This window comes from Noviherbaspirillum galbum (genome assembly GCF_010974945.1).
GTDB classification, from domain to species: Bacteria; Pseudomonadota; Gammaproteobacteria; order Burkholderiales; family Burkholderiaceae_D; genus Noviherbaspirillum; species Noviherbaspirillum galbum.
Genome location: NZ_JAAIVB010000073.1, coordinates 1 through 25,170 on the forward strand (window position 1 = coordinate 1; position 25,170 = coordinate 25,170).

The following is a 25,170-nucleotide window of genomic DNA, read 5'->3' on the forward strand; positions in this document are numbered from 1 at the left end:
CCTGCAGGAACACGAAGAACAGCATCTGCGCCAGCGCCAGCGTGATCATGGTGAAGTAGATGCCCTGCCGGCGGATCGCCAGCTGGCCCATGACCAGGCCGATCACCGCCGCGCCCAGCGTGCCGGCCACCAGCCCGAGCTCGAAAGGCAGGCCCATGTTGCGCAGCACGTAGCCGGCGAAGTAGCCGGCGCCGCCGAAGAAGGCCGCATGGCCGAAGGACAGCAGGCCGGTGAAGCCGATGAGCAGGTTGAAGGCGCAGGCGAACAACGCGAAGCACAGCACCTTCATCAGGAACACGGGATAGACCACGAAGGGCGCCGCGAGGGCGGCGGCCAGGGCGATCGAATAGCCGACTTTCTTGTTCATGCTGGGACTCCTCTTATTTCTCTTTGCCGAACAGGCCGGCCGGGCGGATCATGAGCACGATGGCCATGATGATGAACACGACGGTGGCCGACAGTTCAGGGTAGAACACCCGGGTGAATCCTTCGATCACGCCGAGGCCGAGGCCAGTGAGGATCGCGCCCAGGATGGAGCCCATGCCGCCGATGACGACCACGGCGAACACCACTATGATGAGGTTGGAACCCATCAGCGGCGACACCTGCACCACCGGCGCGGCGAGCACGCCGGCGAAGGCGGCGAGCGCCACGCCGAAGCCGTAGGTGAGCGTGACCATGAGCGGCACGTTGATGCCGAAGGCCTCCACCAGCTTGGGGTTCTCGGTGCCGGCGCGCAGGTAGGCGCCCAGCTTGGTCTTCTCGATCACGAACCAGGTCACCAGGCACACTGCGAGCGAGGCGAACACCACCCAGGCCCGGTACTTCGGCAGGATCATGAAACCGAGGTTGAAGGCACCGCCCAGCGCTTCCGGCACCGAGTAAGGCTGGCCCGACACGCCATAGAAGGAACGGAACAGGCCTTCCAGCATCAGCGTGATGCCGAAGGTGAGCAGCAGTCCGTAGAGATGGTCGAGCTTGTACAGCCAGCGCAGCATGGTCTTTTCGATGATCACGCCGAAGATGCCCACGAGGATGGGCCCCGCGATCAGCATGACCCAGTAGTTCACCTCGAAGTAGCTCAGGCCCATCCAGGCGAGGAAGGCGCCCATCATGTAGAGCGCGCCGTGGGCGAAGTTGATGACGTTGAGCAGGCCGAAGATGACCGCCAGTCCCAGCGACAGCATCGCGTAGAAGGAGCCGTTGACCAGGCCGAGCAGAAGCTGGCTCAGCAGTGCTTGCAATGGAATGCCGAATATTTCCATGGGCGATAGTGATAAGAGTGCAGGAACACGATGGCGTCCGCTCCCCGCGGGGGAACGGACCGGAATTTTTCCCGGATTAGATCCGGGGCCTGCGGAACGGGGACGCCATCGACGGCGCCGCACCGCTCTGGAGGATGGGCAGGAAAGCGTTCCTGGTATTGCCGGAACTGCCCCGCCCTGCTTCCCGGGAAGGACGCAGGGATACCGGGACCTAGCGGCTTACTTCCACGCCGCGCACTTGGTTTCAGCCTTGGTGGTGAAAGCCTGGTCGCCGGGGATAGTCTGCACGACCTTGTAGTAGTCCCACGGATACTTCGACTCGGACTGCTTCTTCACTTCCAGCAGAACCATGTCGTGCAACATGGTGCCGTCCGGGCGGATCACGCCGTTCTTGGTGTACATGTCGCTGATCTTTGTGCTCTTCAGCTTGGCCATGACCTTGTCGCCGTCATCGGTGCCGATCGCCTTGACCGCATTGAGGTAGGTCATGGTCGCCGAGTAGTCGGCTGCGTGCAGGCTGGTCGGCTCCTTCTTCATCTTCTCGAAGTAGCGCTTGGACCACTTGCGGGTGTCGTCATTCTGGTCCCAGTACCAGCTGTCGGTCTGGTACATGCCCTGCGTCAGGTTCAAGCCGAGGGAGTGTACGTCGCTGATGAACATCAGCAGGCCGGCCAGCTTCATGCTCTTGGTGACGCCGAACTCGTTGGCCGCCTTGATCGCGTTGATGGTGTCGCCGCCGGCGTTGGCCAGGCCGAGGATCTGCGCCTTGGACGCCTGGGCCTGCAGCAGGAAGGACGAGAAGTCGGATGCAGACAGCGGATGACGGACGGCGCCAAGCACCTGGCCGCCCGACGACTTGACCACCGCGGCGGTATCGTTTTCGAGGGAAGCGCCGAAGGCGTAGTCGGCGGTCAGGAAGTACCAGGTCTTGCCGCCCTGCTTCACCAGCGCCGAACCCGTTCCCTTCGCCAGCGCCACGGTATCGTAGGCATAGTGGATGGTATAGGGTGTGCACTCTTCGTTGGTCAGGCGCGCCGTGCCGGCGCCGATCGAGATGAAGGGCTTCTTCTTCTCGGCCGCGACCTTTGCCATCGACAGCGCGGTGCCGGAGTTGGTGCCGCCGATCAGCATGTCCACGCCTTGCTGGTCGAACCATTCGCGCGCCTTGGAGGCGGCGATGTCAGCCTTGTTCTGGTGGTCGGCGAAGATGAATTCGATTTTCTTGCCGTTGACGTTGCCGCCCATGTCGGCGATCGCCATCTTCACCGCTTCCACGCCGCCCATGCCGTCGATGTCGGCATACAGGCCCGACAGGTCTGTGATCATGCCGATCTTGATCGTGTCTCCGGAAATCTGCGCCGAAGCGGAACCTGCGGCGCCTGCTGCGAGAGCGGCCATGGCACAAGCCATTGCTTTCAACTTCATTTCATTCTCCTTAGGTGAACATGCCTACGAAATGTGGCTGTCTTTATTGTTGATTGAAGTGGTCAAACACCGAGTAGCGAATTCAACACAGGCATCTTCGCGTTCAACTCGGATGAAGCGAAGGTTTCGACGATCTGGCCATGCTCCATGACATAGAAGCGGTCGGCCAGGGGTGCGGCAAAGCGGAAGTTCTGTTCCACCATCACGATGGTGTAGCCCTTGGCCTTGAGGGTCGTGATCATGCGCGCGAGCGCCTGCACGATCACCGGCGCCAGGCCTTCGGAAATCTCGTCCAGCAGCAGCAGGCGCGCGCCGGTGCGCAGGATGCGCGCCACCGCCAGCATCTGCTGTTCGCCGCCCGACAGGCGCGTGCCCTGGCTGTTGCGGCGTTCCTTCAGGTTGGGGAACATGTCGTAGATTTCCTCGATCGACATGCCCTTGTCAGTCTTGGAAACCATCGGCGGCAGCATCAGGTTTTCTTCCGTCGACAGCGACGAAAAAATGCCCCGTTCTTCGGGGCAGTAACCAACGCCGAGGTGGGCGACCTTGTGGGTCGGAAGCCCGATGGACTCGACGCCGTTGATCTTGATTGATCCCTTGCGGGCGCCGGTCAGGCCCATGATGGCGCGCATGGTGGTGGTGCGGCCGGCGCCGTTGCGGCCCAGCAGCGTGACCACCTCGCCCGGCTCCACTGAAAAATTGACGTCATGCAGGATGTGCGATTCGCCGTACCAGGCGTGCAGGCCGGAGATCGACAGTGCTTGTGCCGCCATGTTCAGTGTGCTCCTTCGAGTGCGCCGGATGTGGTGCCCATGTAGGCTTCCATCACCTGCGGATTGTTTGAAACTTCCTGGTAGGTGCCTTCGGCCAGCAACGCGCCGCGCTGCAGTACCGAGATGCGGTCGCAGATGCCCGAGACCACGCTCATGTTGTGTTCCACCATGAGGATGGTGCGGCCGGCGGATACCTTCTTGATCAGCTCGGTGACGCGGTGCACGTCCTCGTGGCCCATGCCCTGGGTCGGTTCGTCGAGCAGCATCAGTTCCGGTTCCATGCCGAGCGTGGTGGCGATCTCGAGCGCGCGCTTGCGGCCGTAGGGCAGGTCCACCGTCATGGTGTCGGCGAATTTTTCCAGGTCGACTTCCGCCAGCAGCTGCATGCAGCGGTCATTGAGGGCGCTGAGTTTCTTCTCGCTCTGCCAGAAATGAAAGGAGTTGCCGAGCGGGCGCTGCAGGCCGATGCGCACGTTTTCCATCACGCTGAGGTGAGGGAAGACGGCTGAAATCTGGAAGGAACGGATGATGCCCTGGCGGGCGATCTGGGAGGGCGGCGCCATGGTGATGTCGCGGCCGTTGAAAAGGATCTGCCCCGAGGTCGGCACCAGAAATTTAGTCAATAAATTGAAGCACGTCGTCTTGCCCGCGCCATTCGGCCCGATCAAGGCATGGATGTGCCCGCGCTCGACACGGAGGCTGACGTTGTTGACCGCGGTGAATCCCTTGAATTCCTTGGTCAGGTTTTTGGTCTCTAAAACCACATCCGACATGTTGTCTCCCTGTTGACTGTTCGTCAGACTCTGGTGGCAAAACTCACACAGTACACAGTACGACTAGGGGGCAGGCAAGACGACTGCGAATTCATCTGCCTGACGTTTGTGCCATATCAAACTGCATTGCAGAATTGTTATCCAGCAACGGCGGAATGGTAGCATGAACATCTGCCGTGCGCATGCCTGAAACAAATTTCGACCTCATTCCGCATGGGTGTTTCATGACTTGCCATCGTGGCCTCATGCCGCGGCGGTCACGCCCGGCAACACGATGCTCGCCGCGCTTGCATCGCGCCGCGCCGCCTTGATCCATTCCGCCGCCTTCTCCGCGATCATGATGGTCGGCGAATTCGTGTTGCCCGACGTGATGGTCGGCATGACGGACGCGTCGACCACGCGCAGGCGCCTCACTCCCCTGACGCGCATCTGGCTGTCGACGACGGCCATTGCATCGTCGCGGCTGCCCATCTTGCAGGTGCCGACCGGATGGAAGATGGTCGTGCCGATGTCGCCAGCGGCCTTCGCCAGTTCCTGTTCCGTGCGGTACTGCGGGCCGGGCTTGAACTCTTCCGGGCAATACTTCTGCAAGGCCGGCTTGGCCACGATCTCGCGGGTGATCGTCAGCGCTTCGGCGGCTACCTTGCGGTCTTCCGGCGTGCTCAGGTAATTCGGCGTGATCTTCGGCGCCTGCAAGTGATCGCCCGAGGCGATGCGGATATGCCCGCGCGCCGTCGGCCTCAGGTTGCACACGCTTGCCGTGAACGCGGGGAAAGGATGCAGCGGCTCGCCGAAGCGTTCCAGCGAAAGGGGTTGCACGTGATATTGCAGGTTGGGCGTGGCCTGGTCCGGCGACGACTTGACGAACGCGCCGAGCTGGGACGGCGCCATCGACATCGGACCGCTGCGCGTCGCGACATACTGCATGCCGATCTTCATCTTGCCGAACCAGTTGTTTGCCATCATGTTGAGCGTGCGCGCGCCGCGGATCTTGTAGATCATGCGCAGCTGCAGGTGGTCCTGCAGGTTCTCGCCCACGCCGGGCACGTCGGCGGCGACCGGAATGCCGTGCCGCTGCAGCAGGGATGCCGGACCGATGCCCGACAGCTGCAGGATCTGCGGCGAGCCGACCGCGCCCGCGGTGGAAATCGTTTCGCGCGCGGCTTCGGCGTACCACTCGCTGTTGCCGCCGGTGAACTCGACGCCGGTGCAGTTCAGGCCATCCGCGCCCTGCTCCAGCCGCAGCCGCTTCACGTGGCAGCCAGTCATGATGTCGAGCTTGCCCTTGCGGCCGTTCGCGTTGCGCAGGAAGGCGCGCGCGGTGTTCCAGCGGAAGCCGTTCTTCTGGTTCACCTCGAAATAGCCGCAACCTTCGTTGTTGCCGCGGTTGAAGTCCTCGACCATGGGCACGCCGCGCTCCAGCGCCGCCTTGCGGAAGGCATCGAGGATCTCCCACTTCAGGCGCTGGCGTTCCACGCGCCACTCGCCGCCGGCGCCATGGAATTCATCCGCGCCCTTGTGGTAGTCCTCGCTCTTCTTGAAGACGGGCAGCACGTTCTGCCAGCGCCAGCCCTCATCGCCGGTGAGGCGGGCCCATTCGTCATAGTCCCGCGCCTGGCCGCGCATGTAGATCATGCCGTTGATCGACGACGAGCCGCCGATCACCTTGCCGCGCGGGTAGATCAGCGCGCGCCCGTTCAGGCCGGCGTCCGCCTCGGTGCGGAACAGCCAGTCGGTCCGCGGATTGTCGATGCAATACAGGTAACCCACCGGGATGTGGATCCAGATGTAGTCGTCCTTGCGGCCTGCCTCCAGCAGCAGCACCGACACGCCTTCGTCCTGCGCCAGCCGGTTGGCCAGCACGCACCCGGCGCTGCCCGCGCCGATGATGATGTAATCGTATTTTCCTGCGAATTCCACAGCCTGCTCCTTGCCTGCCTTCTTGGGTTGTCAGATCGACGCGTTGCGCCACTCCGTCACCAGCGTTTCCACGAGGCGACGGGCCGGCATCGACCGCACCATCGCCACGCCCTGCCCAGCCCACAGCGACATCAGTTCCGACTCGTTGATCTTTCCGGCCTGCGCCCGGATCACGCCGGTCAAGGCGTTCTGCACCGGATAGGCCGGCACCTGCGGCTCCACCGCGCGCATGGCGTCGATGAAGCGGTTCACCAGGCCGCGGGCGTAGCGTCCGGAAAACGATCGCGTCAGGGTGGTCAGCGAGCGTACCGGCGCATGGCTGGCTTCCAGCAATCTTTCCTTGTAGATCGGATGGATGCCCGCTTCGTCGGTCGTCAGGAAAGCGGTCCCGAGCTGCGCAGCCTGGGCGCCCAGCGCCAGCGCCGCCGCAATGCCGCGTCCGTCCATGATGCCGCCGGCCGCCACCACCGGGATGCGCACCGCGTCCGCGATGGCCGGCACCAGCACCATGGTGCCGTAGCCTTCGCACTGCGAACCGATGAAGGTCCCGCGATGGCCGCCGGCCTCGATGCCCTGCGCGCAGACCGCGTCCGCGCCGACCGCTTCCCAGGCACGCGCCTCCGCCACGTTGGTCGCCGTTCCCATCACGAAGATGCCGGCTTCATGCAGCAGCTCCACCTGTTCCTTCATCAGGATGCCGAAAGTGAAACTCACGATGGCCGGCCGCACGTCAATGACGGCTTGCAGCTGCGACTGGAAATCCTCGCACCACTTCGCCGGCAGGGGCAGCGATTCCCAGCCAAGCGGTTCCCAGATCGGGCGCAGCAATTCCATCGCGCTCTTGACCTCGGCCTCGGAGGGGGACGGCGTGCCTTGCACGAACAGGTTGATGATGAAGGGCTTGTCGGTCAGCGCTCGTATGCGCTCGGCCTGCTCGACGATCGCCGCCGGCGAAAGCAGGGGCGCCGCCAAGGCGCCGATCGCCCCCGCGTTGGAGACGGCGGCAACCAGTTCCGGGGTGGTCGCGCCTCCTGCCATGGGTGCCTGGATGATCGGGTGCTGGCAGAAATCGAGCAATTGCATGGTGGTTTTGCGCTTTCCTGGCTGGTAACGGGTATTCCGGTTTTCTATATCGATGTTGATGTATACGATTGGTAGTAGTGGTTAACGTTGCGTCCTTCTTGTGGATAACCCGGAAAAATCCCGTCCTTTCAAGGTCTTGCGCCAAGCATAAGCATTTGCACAGCTCCTGTATGGTGCGAGGATGGATTCGGGACAAAAAACCGGCCTGGGGAAAAACCGGCACTTGTCCCGTTTACGCCCAACGGCTTTCCACCGGGTTATTCACAGCCCGTCACGTTTTGCTTACTTGGCAACCGGCATGGTGAATTCCGCGCCCTTGCCGATCGAATCCGGCCAGCGCTGCATGATCGACTTGTAGCGCGTATAGAAACGAACGCCCTCTTCGCCGTAGGCATGGGTGTCGCCGAACAGCGAGCGCTTCCAGCCGCCGAAGGAATGCCAGGCCATGGGCACCGGGATCGGCACGTTGACGCCGACCATGCCGACCTCGATGCGGCGCGAGAATTCGCGCGCGGTGTTGCCGTCGGAGGTGAACAGCGACACGCCGTTGCCGAATTCATGCGAGTTGATCAGCTTCACCGCCGAGGCGAAGTCGGGCACGCGCACCACGCACAGCACCGGGCCGAAGATTTCTTCCTTGTAGATGGTCATTTCCGGGGTGACGTGGTCGAACAGGGTGCCGCCCAGGAAGAAGCCTTTTTCATGTCCCGGCACGCTGAGGCCGCGGCCGTCGACCAGCAGCTTCGCGCCGGCGCTCACGCCCTGCTCGATGTAGCCTTCGATCTTGGCCTTGTGCTGGGCCGTGACCACCGGACCCATCTCGGCGTCGGCTTCCATGCCATTCTTGACCTTGAGCGATTCCACGCGCGGGATCAGCGCTTCCACCAGCTTGTCGGCGACGCTGCCGACCGCCACCGCGACGGAAATCGCCATGCAGCGTTCGCCGGCCGAACCGTAGGCCGCGCCGATCAGGGCATCGACCGCCTGGTCGAGGTTGGCGTCGGGCATGACGACCAGGTGGTTCTTGGCACCGCCCAGGGCCTGCACCCGCAGCGGGTATGCGCCCTTGCGCTTCGTGCCTTCGGTGTAGATGTATTCCGCAATCGGCGTCGAGCCGACGAAGGACACCGCCTGTACGTCCGGATGATGCAGCAGCGCGTCGACCGCCACCTTGTCGCCCTGTACCACGTTGAACACGCCATCCGGCAGGCCGGCGCGCTTGAACAGGTCGGCGACCATCAGCGAGGGCGAAGGGTCGCGCTCGGACGGCTTGAGGATGAAGGTGTTGCCGGTGGCGATGGCCATCGGCGCCATCCACATCGGCACCATGAAGGGAAAGTTGAACGGCGTGATGCCGGCGGTCACGCCCAGCGGCTGGCGCATCTGCCAGTTGTCGATGCCGCCGCCGATGTTGTCGGTGAACTGGGTCTTCAGCAGCTGCGGCGCGCCGCAGGCGAATTCCACGACTTCCAGGCCGCGCACCACCTCGCCCTTGGCGTCGGAAAAGACCTTGCCGTGCTCGCGGGTAATGGCGGCGGCGAGGTCATTGTGGTGCTGCTCGATCAGGTCCCTGAACTTCGCCAGTACGCGGGCGCGCTTGAGCGGCGCGGTATCGGCCCAGGCCGGCGCGGCTGCCTTCGCGGCGGCGACGGCGGCATTGACTTCCGCCTCGCTGGCCAGCACGACGCGCGCGCTCACTTCGCCGGTCGCAGGGTTGAACACGTCCTGCTCGCGTCCGCTGCTCGACTCGGCAATGCGGCCATTGATGAAATGCTGGATCAGCTTGGTCATAAAGATTCCTTTGGGACATGGTCGGGTTGGAGACAGCATATTCTTGACGGATCAAGGAATCCAATGAGTTCTTGTCAAGAACGATATAAGTCCGGCTTATAATCGGCCATGGACCTCACCCAGATAAAAGCTTTCGTCACCGTCGCGCGGGAAGGCAATCTCACCCGCGCGGCGGACAAGCTCCACCTTACGCAGCCCGCCGTCAGCCTGCAGATCAAGTCGCTGCAATCCGAACTCAAGCTGCAGCTGTTCACCCGGACGCCCGCAGGCATGAGTTTGACAAACGACGGCACCAAGTTGCTCCCCTTCGCCGAACGCGTGATGGAGAGCATGGCCGAATTCCGGCAGGGCGCGCAGTCGCTGCATTCCACCCTGTCGGGCGCGCTCTCCATCGGCACCATCCTCGACCCGGAATTCATCCGGCTCGGTCCCTTCCTCAAGCGCCTCGTGGAAACCTATCCCCAGCTCACCACCCAGCTGCAGCACGGCATGTCGGGCTGGGTTCTGCAGCAGGTCAAGGCGGGCGCATTGGACATGGGATTCTTCCTCGGCACGCCGGGCAAGGAATGCCATTACCAGACCCTGACCACGTTCAACTATTCGGTCGTCGCGCCGCAAGGCTGGAAAAGCCGGGTTGCCGGCAAGGATTGGGTTGCCCTGTCCCGCCTGCCCTGGATCTGGACGCCGCCGGAATCGGCGCATCACCGCCTGCTGACCAAGGTGTTCGCCCAGGCCAAGGTCACGCCGAATACCGTGGCGATGGTCGACCAGGAACCGTCCATGCTCGACCTGGTGAAGTCCGGCGTCGGCCTGTCGCTCGTCCGGGAATCGATTGCCCTGCGCGAGGCCCATATCCACGGCCTGGTCATTGCCGACGCGGTCAGCATCACGACCGACCTCAGCTTCATCGCCCTGGCCAAGCGCCGGCACGAGCCCACGATCGCCGCGGTGTTCGACCTCCTGCATGCCTTGTGGGCCCGCTGACCCGTCTGGAACCCCGGAATCCCCTGCCCTTGCCGGGCGGCCGGTGGCGGTTTCGCGCATTCTGTGGATAACCTGGCGGTTTACCGGAGGAGCTTTTGGGGACAAGTGTGGACTTATCCAGGACCGGTTTTTTTGTCCACGATCCGTCCTTCGCCCATACAGCGTTTATCCAGCGACTTTTGGAGGAAGGAAGTTCTTGATTTCGTTTCGGTTTACCGAGTTATCCACAAAAAGCGCCGCAGTTAACAACTACTACCAATCGTAAACATCAACAACAAGATAAAAAAGCGAACAACCTTCCTCGCGCAAGCACCGGCCAGCATTCACAACCATCCACCAGAAAAACCATTGCCACCATGTCCAACCAACCCATCCGTCTAGGTATCATCAGTGCCCTGCAGCAGGAACAGAACGGTCTCGTCGATTTCATGGAACATCCGCAAGCCAGTACCCGGGGAATGCGCAACTATGTCGGCGGAACGCTTTGGGGAATCGATGCCGTGTGCGTGCTGTCGCGGGTAGGCAAGGTCGCCGCGGCCGCCACCGCCGCCACCCTGATCGAGCGCTTCGGCGTTACCCACGTCCTGTTCACCGGCGTGGCCGGGGGTGTTGGCGAAGAAGTCCGCGTCGGCGACGTGGTGGTCGCCGATGACCTGGTGCAACATGACATGGATGCGCGGCCGCTCTTTCCGGTCTTCGAAATCCCGCTCACCGGGCAAAGCAGGCTGCCGTCGGACCGGCACCTGACGCAGACCGTCGCCCGCGCCGCGCGCCGTTTCCTGCATGAAGAGTTGCATGAGGTCGTGACGGAAGACGACCGCCACCTGTTCCGCCTCCAGGAACCGCGGCTGCACCTCGGCCTGGTGGCGAGCGGCGACGAGTTCATACACAGCCGCGACAGGCTGGGCGATTTGCGCACGGTGTTGCCGGAAGTGCTGGCGGTGGAAATGGAGGGCGCGGCGGTGGCGCAGGTATGTTTCGAGTTCGGCCTGCCGTTTGCCATCATCAGGACGATTTCCGACGGCGCGAACGAGGCGGCACCGATCGACTTCCTGCAGTTCATCGACAGGGTGGCTTCACGCTATGCCGTCGGCATCGTGAAGCAGGTATGTGAGATGCTTAAAAATTAAGCAAAGGAAGGTGGCGGCTATCCTTGGCGACGAGCAGGCCCTGGCCGGTGCGGAAGATCTTTGCCTTGCCTTGTTCCCATTTCACGTCGACGAAGACTTCGTTGGCCTTCTTCAGGATCGCCTTCAGCTGACTATGGCCGTAGATGATCCGGTAACCGTTTCTTTCCTTGATCAGGACTATTTCCCCATCCATATGCGTGTGTCTTTAACATTGGAGAGACTAACTTAACGCAAATCGGGTAGGCGGACATACCATATTTATAGGAAATTTCCGACACGCGAGCCGCTATTTGTTCTATCGCAAAAACGTACACCACTGTTAGTAAAAAAACGGACCGCTTATTTGCCGCTGCTGCGTTCCTGGCCGCGCGACGCGGTAGCCTGGGCCTTGGCTTTCGAGCGCTGCGGCGCGTGCTTCTGGGCGCTGGCGGTGCGGATCATGGTGCCGCATTCGCTCTTGTCGCCAGGGCCTCCATGCACCAGCGCCAGCAAGCCGGCGGCAAGCGGACCGAGGCTGGAGGCCGGCGCGGACGGCGCCTCCCCTTCCGGCCGGCCATCGAGGGCATCGTCATTGAATTCGACCTTCGGCTCCGCGAACGGTCCGGTCACGCGCAGCGGCGACGAGAAGGAGATGAGGCGCATGCCCTTGGAATCGGGACGCAGTTCGAGCGAGATGCGTTCCTGCGCGAGATCGATGTCGCCGCCGATGTAGATGGCCGCTTCGTCGGTATCCACGATCGCCGTCCTCGGCCGCATCACGCCTTGCTCGACGACGAAGTCGCCCGCCGCGCACTGGAGCCTGACCTGGCTATCCCCGAAGAGATGCGTCGCCACCAGGCTGCTGACGTTCATGCCGATCTTTTCCAGCAACGAGCGGCTGACCGCGCTCCGGTCGATGATGGTCTTGATTTCGCCGTCCGAGGAGGCCAGCAGCGCGGCGATGGAATTGCCGCTCGCAGCGAGGCTGGCTTCGCTGTTGATTTCGCCCTGGCTGGACTGCAGTTCCGGCACGTTGGAAAACAGTTGCTTGAGTTTCAGGTGGTGCGCGCTCATGCTGAATTCCGCCTTCACCGGCTGGCTGTTGCCGTCGAGCTTCAGGGTCGAGGTGAGCGTGCCGCCGGCAATGCCGAATTTCAGCGGCGCCAGTCCCAGGATGCCGTCCTGCAGCTGGATGCGCGTCACGAGGTTGCTGACCGGAAGCTGCTTCCCCTGCACGATCTTGCGGCCGGTGAACTGCACGTCGGCGTCGATGCTGCGCCAGCGTTCCGCGCGGAAGTCCTCGATGGGCAGGATGCGCTTCTCCGGCTGCACGACCTTGGCGCCGCGCCTGGTCTTGCTTTCCTGCGAGTCGGCGCCGATCAAAGGCGCCAGGTCGCGCAGGTTGAGGAATTCCGAGGATATCGTTCCCTCGAGCCGCGGACGGGCGAGCGCGGCGCCCTTATCGCCCTTGGCGCCGTTGCTTGCCGCAGGCTGTCGCGTGGTCCGGTAGGTCAGCGTTCCGGACAGGTCGCTGTCGCCCATGCGGCCGCGGAAATTGTCGTAGATCCATGCCCCGCCCTGGTCTTCCGGCGCGCCGCGCAGGTGGCCTTCCGTCCAGAATGGCTTCGTCTCCGGCAGTGCCATCTGCAGCAGCGGGTAGAGATGCGCCATGCTCGGCCCGGCAACCTTCAGGTGCAGGTCGACCTGTCCCGGCCGCGTCACGCCGGACAGCATGCCGCGTGCATTGATCGTGGTGTCGCCTATGCGCAGGTTGGCCTCTACCGGATAGACGGCGCGTTTCCGGCGCAACGCCATGATCGCTCCCGCCCTGCCCTCGCCGCTGACCGCCTCGCCGCGCAGGCTGCCTTGCACCTTCCAGCTCAGCCGGTAATCGCGGCCCCGCATCTCCCGCATCTCCCGCATTTCCCCGGCATCGGCCTGCGGACTGTCGATGTCGATCCGGATGTCGGCATCGCGCACGGCATCCAGCAGCTGCACGTTGCCCTTGCTCAGCGCCAGCTGGTGCAGGTCCAGCTTCCAGCCGCTGGCGGCATCGTCGCCGACGGTCCAGTTGTTGCTGCCGTCCTGGCGCCGTTCCAGCGACAGGATGGGCGAGTCCATCACCAGCAGCGGGATGGAAATCGTGCGGTCGAGCAAGGCCAGGGGATTCAGGGAAAAAGTCACTTCGCGGACGTGTGCCATGACCGGCCTGCCGGCCCAGTCCGGACCGTCCGGATTGCCGAGCACCACGTCTTCCGCCCGCAGGCGCGGCCAGGGGATCCAGCTGCGCCATCCCAGTTCCGCGTTGTCGGGCAGTTGCCAGGTCAAGGCGAGATCGCCGCGGATGTCGAATTCGCGTTGCAAGGCGAGCGCCACGCGCTGGGTGATCCAGGGCTTGGCGCGGTTCCAGTCGATGCGGGGCAAGGCGAATGCCGCCAGCGCGGGCAGCAGCACGAAAAACAGCAGCAGCGCGCCGAGGATGACGGCGCGCGCCGAAGGAAGGGAGGGTGCTCGAGGCATGCAGGTCAGACTGGACTGCATGCCCCGAGTTCAGCGGTCGGGCGCCCGGCAAGACCCGGCTTGATGCCAGATCAAGGGGCCGGTTTTTACGCGCAATCTTTACGCGTCAAGGGTCATCAGGCTCGCGTTGCCGCCGGCCGCCGTGGTGTTGACGCACAGCGCGCGCTCGGCCACCAGCCGCCACAACGCGATGGCTTCCTGCTCGTGGGTTTCCACCAGCGGCACCAGCGCGCCATCCCGGCCGGCAAGCGCCGGCGCGAGCGCGCCCGCCAGCGACTGGTCGACAAGCGCGATGTGCAGGTCCGCGCCGTCGCTCGCGCCGGCCACGCCGATGCGCCCGCGGACCGCTCGCGGCAGGCCTTCCGGCAGCAAGGACTGGGTGTCGGGCGACACCACCGGGAAATTGCCGGTGGCAAATACCGCAGCCAGCTGGTTCAGCAGGGATTCGGTCGATGCGGCCGCGCACCACACGCGTCCGCGCGGCGCGAAGGACAAGGTGTTGCGTTCGCCGGTCGGGCCGGGCAGCACCAGCGTGGTGTCCAGGAGGGTGGCCCGCAGGTAATCCTTGCCCAGCGCCGCGACCCGGGCGTGGCCATGGCTTTCCGCCCAGCCGAGGTAGGCATCGAGCAGCGCCGCGCCATCGCCTTGCGCGCTGCGGGCGTGGATGGTGTGCGCGCCGCGCGCCACCGCCGCCTTGCGCTGCAGCCGCTTCAGGTACAGCGGCCCGCCGGCCTTGGGTCCGGTTCCAGACTTGCCTTCGCCGCCGAAGGGTTGCACGCCGACCACCGCCCCCACGATGTTGCGGTTGACGTAGATATTGCCGACATGGGCGCGAGACGTGATGAAGTCGATGGTTTCATCGATGCGCGAATGAATGCCCAGCGTCAGGCCGTATCCGGTCGCATTGATCGCATCGATGAGCTGCGGCAATTCGTCGCGCCGGTAGCGCAGCACGTGCAGCACCGGTCCGAACACTTCGCGCTTCAGGTCCGACAGCGACTGGATCTCGATGACCGTCGGGGGAACGAAGGTGCCGTCCGCGCATTCCGGCGGCAAGGCGAGCTGGAAGAAGTCCCTGGCCTTGCCGCGCATGCGGTCGATGTGCGCCAGCAGTCCCTGCTGCGCTTCGGCGTCGATCACCGGGCCGATGTCGATGGCGAGGCGGTCGGGCCTGCCCAGCCTGAGTTCATGCATCGCGCCCTTGAGCATGGTCAGGGTGCGGTCGGCGATGTCTGCCTGCAGGCAAAGCACGCGCAGCGCCGAGCAGCGCTGGCCGGCGCTGTCGAAGGCGGAACTGATGACGTCCTGCACCACCTGCTCGGGCAGCGCGCTGGAATCGACGATCATCGCATTCTGGCCGCCGGTCTCCGCCACCAGCGCAATGTCCTGCCCTTCCTCGGCGGCGCGGCGCGCCAGCGTGCGGTTGATCAGCTGCGCCACTTCCGTCGACCCGGTGAAGATCACGCCGCGCACGCGCGCGTCGCCGGTCAGCGTCGCGCCCACGGTTTCGCCGCGTCCCGGCAGGAATTGCAGCGCGGCGCGCGGGATGCCTGCCTCGTGCAGCATGGAAACGGCGCGGTGGGCGATCAGCGGCGTCTGTTCCGCCGGCTTGGCCAGCACCACGTTGCCGGCCGCCAGCGCGGCGCTCACTTCGCCGACGAAGATCGCCAGCGGGAAGTTCCAGGGACTGATGCAGACCACCGGGCCGAGCGCCGGCGCGGCGGGTTCGCTGCTTGCCTGGGCGGCGTAGTAGCGCAGGAAATCGACGGCCTCGCGCACCTCGGCGATGGCATTCGGCAGCGACTTGCCCGCCTCGCGGATCGCCAGCGCCATGAGTTCGGCCAGCTTGGTTTCCATCAGGTCGGCGGCACGGCGCAGGGCATCGGCCCGCGTGGCTGGCGGCGTCGCTTCCCATGCCGGCGCGGCCGCTTCCGCGATCGCCAGCGCCTGCCGCACCGTGTCTTCGTCGGCTTCCACCACGTGGCCCACGATATCGGCGTGATCGGCGGGATTGCGCACCGGCTGCGCGGCCGCATTGCCAACCGCGGCAACCGACGCAACCGCGGCAACACCGGCTTTTTCGCCGAGCAGCGGCGCGGCCTGCCACTGGCCGGCGCCCTGCGCGCGGAAGGCGTCGTCGAGTTCGCGCAGCCTGTCTTCGTTGCTCAGGTCGATGCCGGCGGAGTTCCGGCGCTCGCTGCCATAGAGGTCGAGCGGCAGCGGGATGTTCGGATGCGGACTGCCGCCCAGCTTGGCGGAAACTTCCAGCGGGTCGGCGATCAGCGCATCGATCGGGACGTTCTCGTCGACGATCTGGTTGACGAAGGAAGAATTCGCGCCGTTCTCCAGCAGGCGGCGCACCAGGTAGGCCAGCAGGGTTTCATGCGAACCGACGGGCGCATAGATGCGGCAGGGCTTGTCCAGCTTGTCGGCGCCCACCACCTGGTCGTACAGGGTTTCGCCCATGCCGTGCAGGCACTGGAACTCGTAGGCTTCCACGCCCTTCTCCTTCGCCCATGTGTAGATCGACGACAGGGTATGGGCATTGTGCGTGGCGAACTGCGGATAGATGCAATCGGTGCTGGCCAGCAGCCGCTGCGCGCAGACCAGGTAGGACAGGTCGGTATGCACCTTGCGGGTGTAGACCGGGAAGCCGGGCATGCCGTCCACCTGGGCGCGCTTGATTTCCGCATCCCAGTAGGCGCCCTTCACCAGCCGCACCATGAACTTGCGGCCGCTGCGGCGCGCGAGGTCGACGAGGTAGTCGATAGCGAAGGGGCAGCGCTTCTGGTAGGCCTGCACCACGAAGCCGATGCCGTCGAATCCGGCGAGTTGCGGGTCGAAGGCCAGCGCTTCCATCAGGTCCAGCGACAATTCCAGCCGGTCGGCTTCCTCGGCGTCGATGTTCAGGCCGATGCCATATTCCTTCGCCAGCAGCAGCAGGCGCTGCAGGCGCGGCAGCAGTTCGGACATGACGCGTGCGTGCTGCGCGCGCGAGTAGCGCGGATGCAATGCCGACAGCTTCACCGAAATGCCCGGGCCATCCTTGATGCCGCGGCCATTCGAGGCGTGGCCGATGGCATGGATCGCCTGTTCATAGGCGGCGTAGTACTTCGCGGCGTCGTCTTCGGTCAGGGCGGCTTCGCCGAGCATGTCGTAGGAGTAGCGGTAGCCGCGCTTTTCATTGTCGCGGCTGTTGGCAAGGGCTTCCTCGATGGTCTGGCCGGTGACGAACTGGTTGCCCAGCATGCGCATCGCCAGGTCCACGCCCTTGCGGATCAGCGGCTCGCCGCCGCGGGCGATGAGCTTGGTCAGTGCCGAGCCCAGTCCCTGCTCGCTGTTGGTGGAGACCAGCTTGCCGGTGATCAGCAGGCCCCAGGTGGCGGCGTTCACGAACAGCGAAGGCGATTCGCCGAGATGCTTGCGCCAGTCTCCTTTGCTGATCTTGTCGGCGATGAGGCGGTCGGCGGTCTGGTGATCGGGAATGCGCAGCAAGGCTTCCGCGAGGCACATCAGCGCCACGCCTTCTTCGGAAGACAGCGAAAATTCGTGCATCAGCGCGTCCACGCCGGAGGCGCGGGTCCGCTTCTCGCGCACCGCCTGCACCAGCTTGCGCGCCATGGCCTGGATGCGCTCGCCCGCGGCGGGAGTCGTGGAGGCCTGGCCGAGAAGCCAGCGCACCGCTTCGCCTTCCTCGCGCCGGTAAGCCGCGGTAATGGCGGCGCGCAGGGGCGTTGCCTCGTGCCGGACGTCGGCATGGAAGGCGCTGAATGGCTGGCTGGAGGAGCGTGGTTGAGAAGAGGGTGACTGTGCCTTGGGCAGGTCCCTGGAAGCGATTTGCATGGGTGTCATCGGATCGAAAAAATGATGTTCCGATTGTATTGAGGTTCGCTATGGATTTATTCTGGAAATAACCCTCGCTATCGAAATTTTCTATTTTGTGGGACAATCGCGCCGAAGAAAATTTTAGAGTCATCATCATGCTCGACAAGATCAGCAAGAAGATTCTTTCCGAACTCCAGAACGACGGGCGCATCAGCAACGTCGAGCTGGCGTCGCGGGTCAACCTCTCGCCCGCCGCCTGCCTGGAACGGGTGCGCAAGCTGCAGGAAGCCGGGTACATCGTCAACTACACCGCCCAGCTCAATCCCCAGCTGCTGGACGTGTCGCTGCTGGTCTTCATCGAGGTCGTACTCGACCGCACCACGCCGGAGGTGTTCGATGCCTTCAAGCGCAGCGTGCAGGTCATTCCGGAAGTGCTGGAGTGCCACATGGTGGCCGGCGGGTTCGATTACCTGGTCAAGGCCCGGGTGAAGGACATGAACGCCTACCGCGAATTCCTCGGCAAGTCGCTGCTGCAATTGAAGGGCGTGCGCGAAACCCACACCTATGCGGTGATGGAAGAAGTGAAGAACACCACCAAGCTGCCCATCCGCTGAACGCGCCAGGCTTCTGCCTTGCCCGGCAAGGCGTTCAGCCGGCGCTCAGTCAGTCTTGCGCCTGAGGATGTATCCCGAGTAGTACGCCCGCTCCTCGCCGTCGACCGTCTCGACGCGTATCGTTTCCCCCATCTGCCTTCCCAGCCCCATCACCACCACCTCGGAATCCGAGACCGGCGAAACCGCCATGCGGATGGTTTCCTCGCTGAGGTCGGGCACGCGGGATTCCACCAGCAGGAAGCCATCCTCCACCCGCAGCGAGATTTTTGACGGCAAGAAGGCCGCGTCGCCGCCATTGATGATTTCATATTCCCCGAGCCGCGCCAGCCATTTGCGCGACAAGGGTACGGGCGCGATCTTTTCGCCGATCAGCGAGACGTAGCCGCCCGAATCGGCGAGCAGCACTTCCTTGCCGGCGATGGTGTCGCGCGACAGGCCGAAATTCGACAGGCCCGGAATGGACAGCGGCACCATGCCGAGCAGCCGGTACTGCAGTCCCAGCTTGCCGTCGCTGCGCACCGCCAGGTGCAGGCGCCGGCCCAGCACATCCGCATGCAGGTTCACGCCGGTGCCGTCCACCTTCACGAAACCATAGGGCGTGGCGTAGTAGCCGACGAAGGCATGCAGGTCTTGCTCCGACACCACGGCGATGCTGGTGCGAGGCCGCTCGCGCCGGGATTCATGCATGCCCGTCTTGGCCTGCAGCGCGAGGCGCAGGGTCGCCTCCGCAACTTCGTTGACGACGCCGCCGGCGGAGGGCGAATTCGCGAGCACGACCACGCCCAGCTTGTGGCGCGGCAGCGCGATCAGCTGCGCCCGGTGCAGCACGGTGGCGCCGCCGTGGCGCAGCACCGGCCCGGTGTCTTCCGGCGACAGCCGCTGCATGGGCGTCATCATCCAGCCCAGGCCGATGGAAAAGTCGCGGTCCAGCGGCACGTCGGCATTCTGCCGCTGCAACATTTCATGCAGGGCCGGCGCGCCGATCACGCGCTTGCCGTCCGACAGGCCGTCGGCGAACACCATCTCGAGCAGGCGCGACAGGTCCATCACGCTGGCATTGAGTCCGCCGGCCGGCACGTCGCGCAGCGGGAACTCCGCCGCCTCCTTGCCCTTGCGATAGCCCTTGGACATCAACGGACCTTCCGGCGCGGACGAAACGGACGCATCGTGCATGCCGAGCGGACCCAGCACCAGGCGCTGCATCAGCGCGGCATAGTCCTCCCCGGACGCCTGCTGCAGCGCGTGGCCGAGCAGGGCATAGCCGAGGTTGGAATAGGACATGACCGTATTCGGCGGATACGCCGCGTAGTCGTCGTGCAGCCGCTGGGCCACGGTCGTGAAGGATTGCGGATGCGCGGTCCACATGCCTTGCTGCAGGTCGCTGGGCAGGCCGGAGTGATGGGTCATCAGCATGCGCGGCGTGACCGGCGGCGTGCCGCCGAAGCGGCTGCGGATGGAAAAGCCGGGAAGGTAGGTTGCCAGCGGCTTGTCGATGTCGAACCGGCCGTCTTCGGCGAGGCGCATGGCGGCCGTGGCGGTCAGCAACTTGGTGATCGATCCGGCGCGGTAGGTGGTCTGCGCCGTGGCCTGGACGCCCCCGGCCTTGTCGGCGAGGCCGAAGCCCCGGGCCCAGACCACCCGCTGGTCGTCCACCAGCGCGATGCTCAGGCCGGTGATGTCCGCCTTGTCCATGCGGTAGCGGATGAGCTCGCCGGCATAGTCGGCGACGGCATCGTACTGGTTGCGCGGGATGTCGGCAGGCGGGCGCGGCGGCGCGGCGCAGCCGCCCACGACAAGGCCGAATGCGCCCGCGAGGACGAGACGTGAAGCGAAGATGGCAGCGAGGCGCATGGGCGGTTCCTTTCCAGCGCGCAGCTTATGCCGCGGCCTCGGATAGTGTCAAGCTTGCAATCCCGGACTCGCCTCGAGAGGCCGAGCGTCGTTCAGGCCTGGATTCCCATCATGGTGAAGGTCTTGCGCGTCGAACCGCTGAGGTGGTCTCGCAGCCAGCGGTGCGCCGGGCTGCGGGTATCGCGCTCATGCCAGAGCATGTCGACGTGCACGTAAGGCAGGTCGAAGGGAAGTTCCTTGGTGATCAGCGCCCCGGTGATGCCGGTGGAAGCGATCAGGTGGCGCGGCAGCACGGTGATCAGGTCGGAGGTCGCCACCACCCGGCCGCCGGTAAAGAACTGGTTGACGGTGAGCAGGATCTTTCTTTCCCGGCCGAGCTTTGCGAGCGCCTCATCCACCAGGCCGTGCGCGCGGCCGGAAAAGCTCACGAGCAGGTGGTTCGCATCGCAATAGTTGTCCAGCGTCAGCTCTTCCTTGGCCAGCGGATGATTCTTGCGCATCACGCAGACATAGCGACCGGAATACAGCTGCTCATGGCGGATCGGCGAAACCAGTGAATTCTGGGCGCCGGTCAGCTGGGCCACCACGCCCGGGAAAAAACCCACCGCGAGGTCGATGTCGCCGCGCAGCAGCATTGGGCGCGGTTCGCGCGTGGTCAGCGGCACCATGCGGATCATGATGCCGGGCGCTTCCTTTTCAATGGATCGCACCAGCGACGGCAGCCACAGCGCGGCGGTGGCATCAGCCATGGCCAGGCGGAAAGTATGGCGCGCGGTAGTGATGTCGAAAGTCTTTTCCGGGACGATCGCTTCTTCCAGCTGCGACAGGGCGCTGCGCACCGACGGCCAGAGGGTTTCGGCGCGGGAAGTCGGCTTGACGCCGTGCGCGGTGCGGATCAGCAGTTCGTCGCCGAGCGCGTCGCGCAGGCGCCGCAAGGCGTTGGACACCGCCGGCTGCGTCATCGCCAGGCGGTTGGCCGCCCGGGTCAGGTTCTGTTCCGTCATCACCGCATCGAAGACGCGGAGCAAGTTCAGGTCCAGTGTCAGAAAGCTCATGGGTGGGTCTCCCAGTCAACTAGTTATTTCCGGAAATTATATCTGATATGCCGACATGAAATTGGTTTTATAACTCATGCGTCCCTATACTGCAATGCAGCAAAGACGAAATTGACGATTACGCCGTTTAGGAGTTCCACCATGTCTATCTTTACCATCGCCCTTCCCGCCCACGCCGTCCTGCCGGCTTTCCACACCGCCGTCGGCGCTTCCGCCGGCATCATGCGCCCCCTGCTCGGCTTCGGCATGCTCGCCGCATTCATGATGCTGTTCCGGCCGCTGCTGACCGGATTGCTGCGCGCCGGCCTGCTGGTGATCCAGCCGCGTGCGACACGGAAAGAACGCAGCTTCCGCAGCATCACCGAAGGCGTCCTGGCCCTGAACCGCATGGCGCGCGACGTCGAAGCCGCGCATCCCAGCCTTGCCTCCGAACTGCGCGCCATCGCCGCGCGCGGCAACTGAGGCCGCCGACGACCGAAACGCATCATGCCTACCGTCATCCGCCCCCATCCGCAGGTCTGGCAGGCCGCCCGCACCCTGCCGGCAGCGTCGCGCGCGCCGGCAAGCCTGTCGCCGGCGCGACTGCGCCGTTCCCGCGCGCTGGCTTCCTTGCTGCCCGCCTTCGTGCTCAGCGGCGCGATCACCTGCATGATGGCCGCCATCATGGTCGCCATCGGCGAGCCGCAGCATGACGTCGTCGCCGCCTGGCTGGAATCGTGGCTGGTGTCCTGGCCCTTCGCTTTCCCGATGACCTACCTGCTGGCCCCGGTCGTGACGCGCCTGTCCGCGCCGCCGGCGAAGCAGCCGGGTCTCGGCGTTGCCGACGTGATGCAGGCGTCGCGCCGCGTCACCCGCAAGCACGGCCTGACCGCCCTGCGCCTGGTGAAAAGCGACAACCACGCCACGTAAGGAAACGATGTCTCCTCTATCCGCCTAGGATGGATTCGCCCCGCCCGATCGACGACCGGCGGGGCTTTTTTCTTTTGGCCCGCCGGATCAGAGGCGGCGCAGCATGGCGTCGGTGTCGACGATGCGGATGGTGTTTCTGACCAGCACGCCGTTCTCGGGAAACCAGCGTTGCGCCACGTAGGGGCCGAAGCCGGTCTCTTCCCGGATGGCAAACTGGAAGATCGCGTCCCAGTCGGTGTCGCGCGGCATGACCCACAGCACCTGGCGCCCATTCCACTGGCGGATGCCGGCATGGCGCAGGTTGGCGCGAATGCGCTCCGCGCGCTCTTCACGGGTATCGGCGTAGCGGCCGTGTTCATCCGGCGCGGGGAGCACCGCCGGCACGCGGCGCTGCTCCACGTCGGCGGCGCCGGTCTTGAACCTCGCCCAGTGTCCGGTGAGGGAGCGGCGGACGAAGGCAAGGTCTTCCTCGTCCAGCGGTTCGTCGAGATAAAAACAGGGCAGCAGGAAGGGCATGGGAAAAGGGATGGCGGCTGATACCCCGATTTAAGCATGCCGCGGCGTTTTCCTCATCTCGCGCCCGTAGCGGCGTCAACCGCCGCCAACACCGCGCGTCCCCGATTGCGCTACAGCATGCCGCCGCGGCCGCGCTTGCGCCGTTTCTAGCAAGCCGGCAAAACCAACTGGCGATGGCCTTGTCCAAACTCCAATTCATTAAATAGCAAGCGATATCCATGGTCGACGACCCGACACCCCAGCACCATGGTGCCCGGGCGAGCATCATTTCCTTTGCCCGCGCCTTCGTGCGCCACACCGTCAACATCACCGGCTCCGTGCTGATCCTGCTCGTCGGCGTGGCCATCGTTGCCTATGCGTATTTCTCGCAGATCGAACCTACCACGCCGAGCATCGACGACGTGCTGGCGGTACGCGGCGCCCAGCCCAGCGTGCTGGTCTCCGCCTCGGGCGAACATCTCGCGACCTACAGCCGGGGATACCAGGAAGAAGTCCACCTCGACCAGATTTCCCCGCACGTGGTCGAAGCCCTGCTGTCCACCGAAGACCATCGCTTCTACGAGCATCCCGGCATCGACCTCAAGCGCACCGTCTCGGCGGTCTACCACACGCTGCGCGGCGACGCTCAAGGCGGATCCACCATCACCCAGCAGCTCGCGCGCAACCTGTTCCCCGAGGAAATCGGACGCGACCGCTCGGTCGACCGCAAGCTGCGGGAAATGATCACCGCGCTCAAGCTCGAGAAAGCCTATTCCAAGGACCAGATCCTCGAGCTCTACCTGAACACCGTGCCCTTCCTCTACAACGTGATCGGCATCGAGATGGCGGCGCGCACCTACTACGACAAGTCGGCGGCCGATCTCAACGTGCTCGAAAGCGCCACCCTGATCGGCATGCTCAAGGGCACCAGCTACTACAACCCCATCCTCGCGCCCGGCCGCGCCCAGAAGCGGCGCAACGTGGTGCTTGGCCAGATGGTCAAGCATGGCCACCTGAGCGCGGAGGAATTCGACGCCATGAAGGAGCAGCCGCTGCAGGTCAAGCTATACCGCCAGCCCGACCCGCTGGGCAGCGCGCCGCATTTCGCCGCCTACGTGCGACGCTTCCTGATCGACTGGGCGGAGAAGAACGACTACAACATCTATACCGACGGGCTGGTGGTGGAAAGCACCATCGACGACAAGCTGCAGGACGCGGCGACGCAGGCGGTGGAGCGCGAAACGGAAGTCTTGCAAAACATTGCCGACGTGGAATGGGCCAGCAGCAGCAAGCGCGTCGCCTCGAACTCGCCGACGGCCTACGCCGGCCTGCGCAAGAAGGTCGAACCGTTCAAGCAATTCTGGAAGGAACGCGCCGACTTGGTGGACAGCTTCGTGCGCGAGTCGCCCGAGTTCCGCAAGGCCGTCGCGGCCGGGCAGAAGGAAGATGCGGTGATCGCCAAGCTCAAGGGCAACAGCAAGTTCATGGCGCGGCTGCGCAATGCCAAGACGCGGCTGGAAGCCGGCTTCCTCGCGATGGACCCGGCCAGCGGCGAGATCAAGGCCTGGGTCGGCAGCCGCGACTTCGACGTCGACCAGTTCGACCATGTCGCCCAGGCGGAACGCCAGCCCGGCTCGACCTTTAAGCCCATGGTCTATGGCGCCGCGCTCGAGCTCGGGCTGCGGCCGGACCGCGTCTACCAGGACGGCCCGGTGGAAATCCGTTCCCCGGACGGCAGCATCTGGCGCCCGACCGACATGACGCCGGCCAGCGGGCGCTTCGTCACCATGCGCGACGGCCTGGTGTATTCGCGCAACACGATCACCGCCCAGGTGATGCAGGAAGCCGGGCTGCCCAACATCATCAATCTCGCGCGCGCCGCCGGCATCAAGCAAAGCAAGCTCGACGCGGTGCCGTCCCTGGCCCTGGGCACCAGCCCCGTCACGCTGCTGGAGATGGTGTCGTCGTATTCCACCATTGCCCAGATCGGCGAATACCGCCGGCCGGTGTTCATCAAGCGCATCAAGGACCGCGAGGGCAACGTCGTTGCGGAGTTCGGCACGGAATCGCAGCGGGTCATGACCGAAGATACCGCGGTCGAACTGATCGACATGATGCGCGGCGTGGTCAAGCGCGGCACCGGCAGCATGGTGTCGACGCGCTTCAACCTGGTCGCTGACCTGGCGGGCAAGACCGGCACCACGCAGAACAACACCGATGGCTGGTTCATCCTCATGCATCCCAACCTGGTGGCGGGCGCCTGGGTCGGCTTCAACGATTCGCGCATCACCATGCGCAGCGATTACTGGGGCCAGGGCGGCCACAATGCAGCTCTGCTCGTCGGCGATTTTTTCCGCGATACGCTGAAGGCGAAGCTGATCGACACCAAGGCGAAATTCCCGCAGCCGAAGCGTCCCGCCCCGGTGCTCGTGCAGGCGCCGCCGCAATGGACCGCGCCCGACGACACGCCCGACAATCCGGCCAACCTGCCGCCCGGCTACGGCGTGGTCACCACGCGCGACGGCAGCACGACCCTGGTGATCGGTCCCAACGGCATCCAGTCGGTGCGCCGCCGCGACGAGCCGGCGGGCAATGGCGATTCGCTCGGCGGATTCCTGCGCGGACTGGCCGGCGGCGGCAACGGCACGGCGGGAGTCAGCAGCGGCACGTCGAGCGGCGGCACCGCCATGTCCGGCGGCGACTCGGTGTTCTCCGATCCGAATCACTGAAGCGGGCGAACAGGGATGGACGCCGGTGAACGCGGCAAGGGTGACGTTG

General features: G+C 64.6%; 20 protein-coding genes. 6 read left to right on the top strand and 14 right to left on the bottom strand.

Annotated features, from left to right (window positions below; translation table 11 throughout):
* The 8 genes from G3574_RS20885 to G3574_RS20920 form a co-directional block, all read right to left on the bottom strand.
* The coding region (locus G3574_RS20885) for a branched-chain amino acid ABC transporter permease (protein ID WP_407941691.1) at positions 1-367 on the bottom strand (367 nt) is incomplete at its 3' end.
* A gap of 13 nt (positions 368-380) precedes the next feature.
* Positions 381-1,265 (bottom strand): branched-chain amino acid ABC transporter permease, encoded by an 885-nt coding sequence (locus G3574_RS20890; RefSeq protein ID WP_163967487.1) that lies wholly within the window; start codon positions 1,263-1,265, stop codon positions 381-383.
* A 219-nt stretch (positions 1,266-1,484) separates the two neighbouring features.
* Positions 1,485-2,690: an ABC transporter substrate-binding protein gene (locus G3574_RS20895; protein ID WP_163967488.1), complete on the bottom strand. Its 1,206-nt coding sequence runs from the start codon at positions 2,688-2,690 to the stop codon at positions 1,485-1,487.
* Positions 2,691-2,752: 62 nt separating this feature from the next.
* Complete coding sequence (locus G3574_RS20900) at positions 2,753-3,463, bottom strand: ABC transporter ATP-binding protein (RefSeq protein WP_163967489.1); 711 nt, start codon at positions 3,461-3,463, stop codon at positions 2,753-2,755.
* Between the two features lie 2 nt (positions 3,464-3,465).
* Entirely contained in the window at positions 3,466-4,236 is a 771-nt protein-coding gene (locus G3574_RS20905; RefSeq protein ID WP_163967490.1) for an ABC transporter ATP-binding protein, read from the bottom strand.
* A gap of 243 nt (positions 4,237-4,479) precedes the next feature.
* Complete coding sequence (locus G3574_RS20910) at positions 4,480-6,156, bottom strand: GMC family oxidoreductase (RefSeq protein WP_163967491.1); 1,677 nt, start codon at positions 6,154-6,156, stop codon at positions 4,480-4,482.
* Between the two features lie 30 nt (positions 6,157-6,186).
* Positions 6,187-7,239 (bottom strand): NAD(P)H-dependent flavin oxidoreductase, encoded by a 1,053-nt coding sequence (locus G3574_RS20915; RefSeq protein ID WP_163967492.1) that lies wholly within the window; start codon positions 7,237-7,239, stop codon positions 6,187-6,189.
* Positions 7,240-7,521: 282 nt separating this feature from the next.
* Positions 7,522-9,030, bottom strand: a complete 1,509-nt coding sequence (locus G3574_RS20920; RefSeq protein ID WP_163967493.1) for a CoA-acylating methylmalonate-semialdehyde dehydrogenase — start codon at positions 9,028-9,030, stop codon at positions 7,522-7,524.
* Positions 9,031-9,138: 108 nt separating this feature from the next.
* Here G3574_RS20920 and G3574_RS20925 point away from each other — a divergent pair, with 108 nt between their 5' ends.
* Entirely contained in the window at positions 9,139-10,014 is an 876-nt protein-coding gene (locus G3574_RS20925; RefSeq protein WP_163967494.1) for a LysR family transcriptional regulator, read from the top strand.
* 356 nt (positions 10,015-10,370) lie between these two features.
* Complete coding sequence (locus tag G3574_RS20930) at positions 10,371-11,144, top strand: 5'-methylthioadenosine/adenosylhomocysteine nucleosidase (protein WP_163967495.1); 774 nt, start codon at positions 10,371-10,373, stop codon at positions 11,142-11,144.
* Here the strand turns inward: G3574_RS20930 and G3574_RS20935 are convergent.
* From G3574_RS20935 to putA, 3 genes are all read right to left on the bottom strand, one after another.
* Positions 11,134-11,337, bottom strand: coding sequence for a hypothetical protein (locus G3574_RS20935; RefSeq protein ID WP_163967496.1), 204 nt, complete (start codon positions 11,335-11,337; stop codon positions 11,134-11,136). The two genes, G3574_RS20930 and G3574_RS20935, sit on opposite strands and share 11 nt — an antisense overlap.
* A gap of 146 nt (positions 11,338-11,483) precedes the next feature.
* On the bottom strand, positions 11,484-13,643 hold the full coding sequence (locus G3574_RS20940; protein ID WP_163967497.1) for an AsmA family protein: 2,160 nt from the start codon (positions 13,641-13,643) through the stop codon (positions 11,484-11,486).
* Between the two features lie 99 nt (positions 13,644-13,742).
* Complete coding sequence (putA, locus tag G3574_RS20945; protein ID WP_235953542.1) at positions 13,743-17,486, bottom strand: trifunctional transcriptional regulator/proline dehydrogenase/L-glutamate gamma-semialdehyde dehydrogenase; 3,744 nt, start codon at positions 17,484-17,486, stop codon at positions 13,743-13,745.
* 137 nt (positions 17,487-17,623) lie between these two features.
* Here putA and G3574_RS20950 point away from each other — a divergent pair, with 137 nt between their 5' ends.
* Positions 17,624-18,082: an Lrp/AsnC ligand binding domain-containing protein gene (locus G3574_RS20950; RefSeq protein WP_163967499.1), complete on the top strand. Its 459-nt coding sequence runs from the start codon at positions 17,624-17,626 to the stop codon at positions 18,080-18,082.
* Positions 18,083-18,127: 45 nt separating this feature from the next.
* On the opposite strand, the gene G3574_RS20955 is transcribed toward G3574_RS20950, so the two are convergent.
* Positions 18,128-19,933, bottom strand: a complete 1,806-nt coding sequence (locus G3574_RS20955) for a serine hydrolase domain-containing protein (RefSeq protein ID WP_163967500.1) — start codon at positions 19,931-19,933, stop codon at positions 18,128-18,130.
* A 92-nt stretch (positions 19,934-20,025) separates the two neighbouring features.
* On the bottom strand, positions 20,026-20,988 hold the full coding sequence (locus tag G3574_RS20960; protein WP_163967501.1) for a LysR family transcriptional regulator: 963 nt from the start codon (positions 20,986-20,988) through the stop codon (positions 20,026-20,028).
* A gap of 141 nt (positions 20,989-21,129) precedes the next feature.
* Between G3574_RS20960 and G3574_RS20965 the strand changes: the two genes are divergently transcribed.
* Both G3574_RS20965 and G3574_RS20970 read left to right on the top strand, forming a co-directional pair.
* Complete coding sequence (locus tag G3574_RS20965) at positions 21,130-21,450, top strand: hypothetical protein (RefSeq protein WP_163967502.1); 321 nt, start codon at positions 21,130-21,132, stop codon at positions 21,448-21,450.
* Between the two features lie 24 nt (positions 21,451-21,474).
* Entirely contained in the window at positions 21,475-21,897 is a 423-nt protein-coding gene (locus tag G3574_RS20970; protein ID WP_163967503.1) for a DUF2798 domain-containing protein, read from the top strand.
* A gap of 87 nt (positions 21,898-21,984) precedes the next feature.
* Here G3574_RS20970 and G3574_RS20975 read toward each other — a convergent pair whose 3' ends face one another.
* Complete coding sequence (locus G3574_RS20975) at positions 21,985-22,413, bottom strand: hypothetical protein (protein WP_163967504.1); 429 nt, start codon at positions 22,411-22,413, stop codon at positions 21,985-21,987.
* A 218-nt stretch (positions 22,414-22,631) separates the two neighbouring features.
* On the opposite strand from G3574_RS20975, the gene G3574_RS20980 reads away from it, so the two are divergent.
* A complete protein-coding gene (locus tag G3574_RS20980) occupies positions 22,632-25,121 on the top strand; it encodes a penicillin-binding protein 1A (RefSeq protein WP_163967505.1) in 2,490 nt (829 codons plus the stop codon).
* The last annotated feature ends 49 nt before the right edge of the window (positions 25,122-25,170 follow it).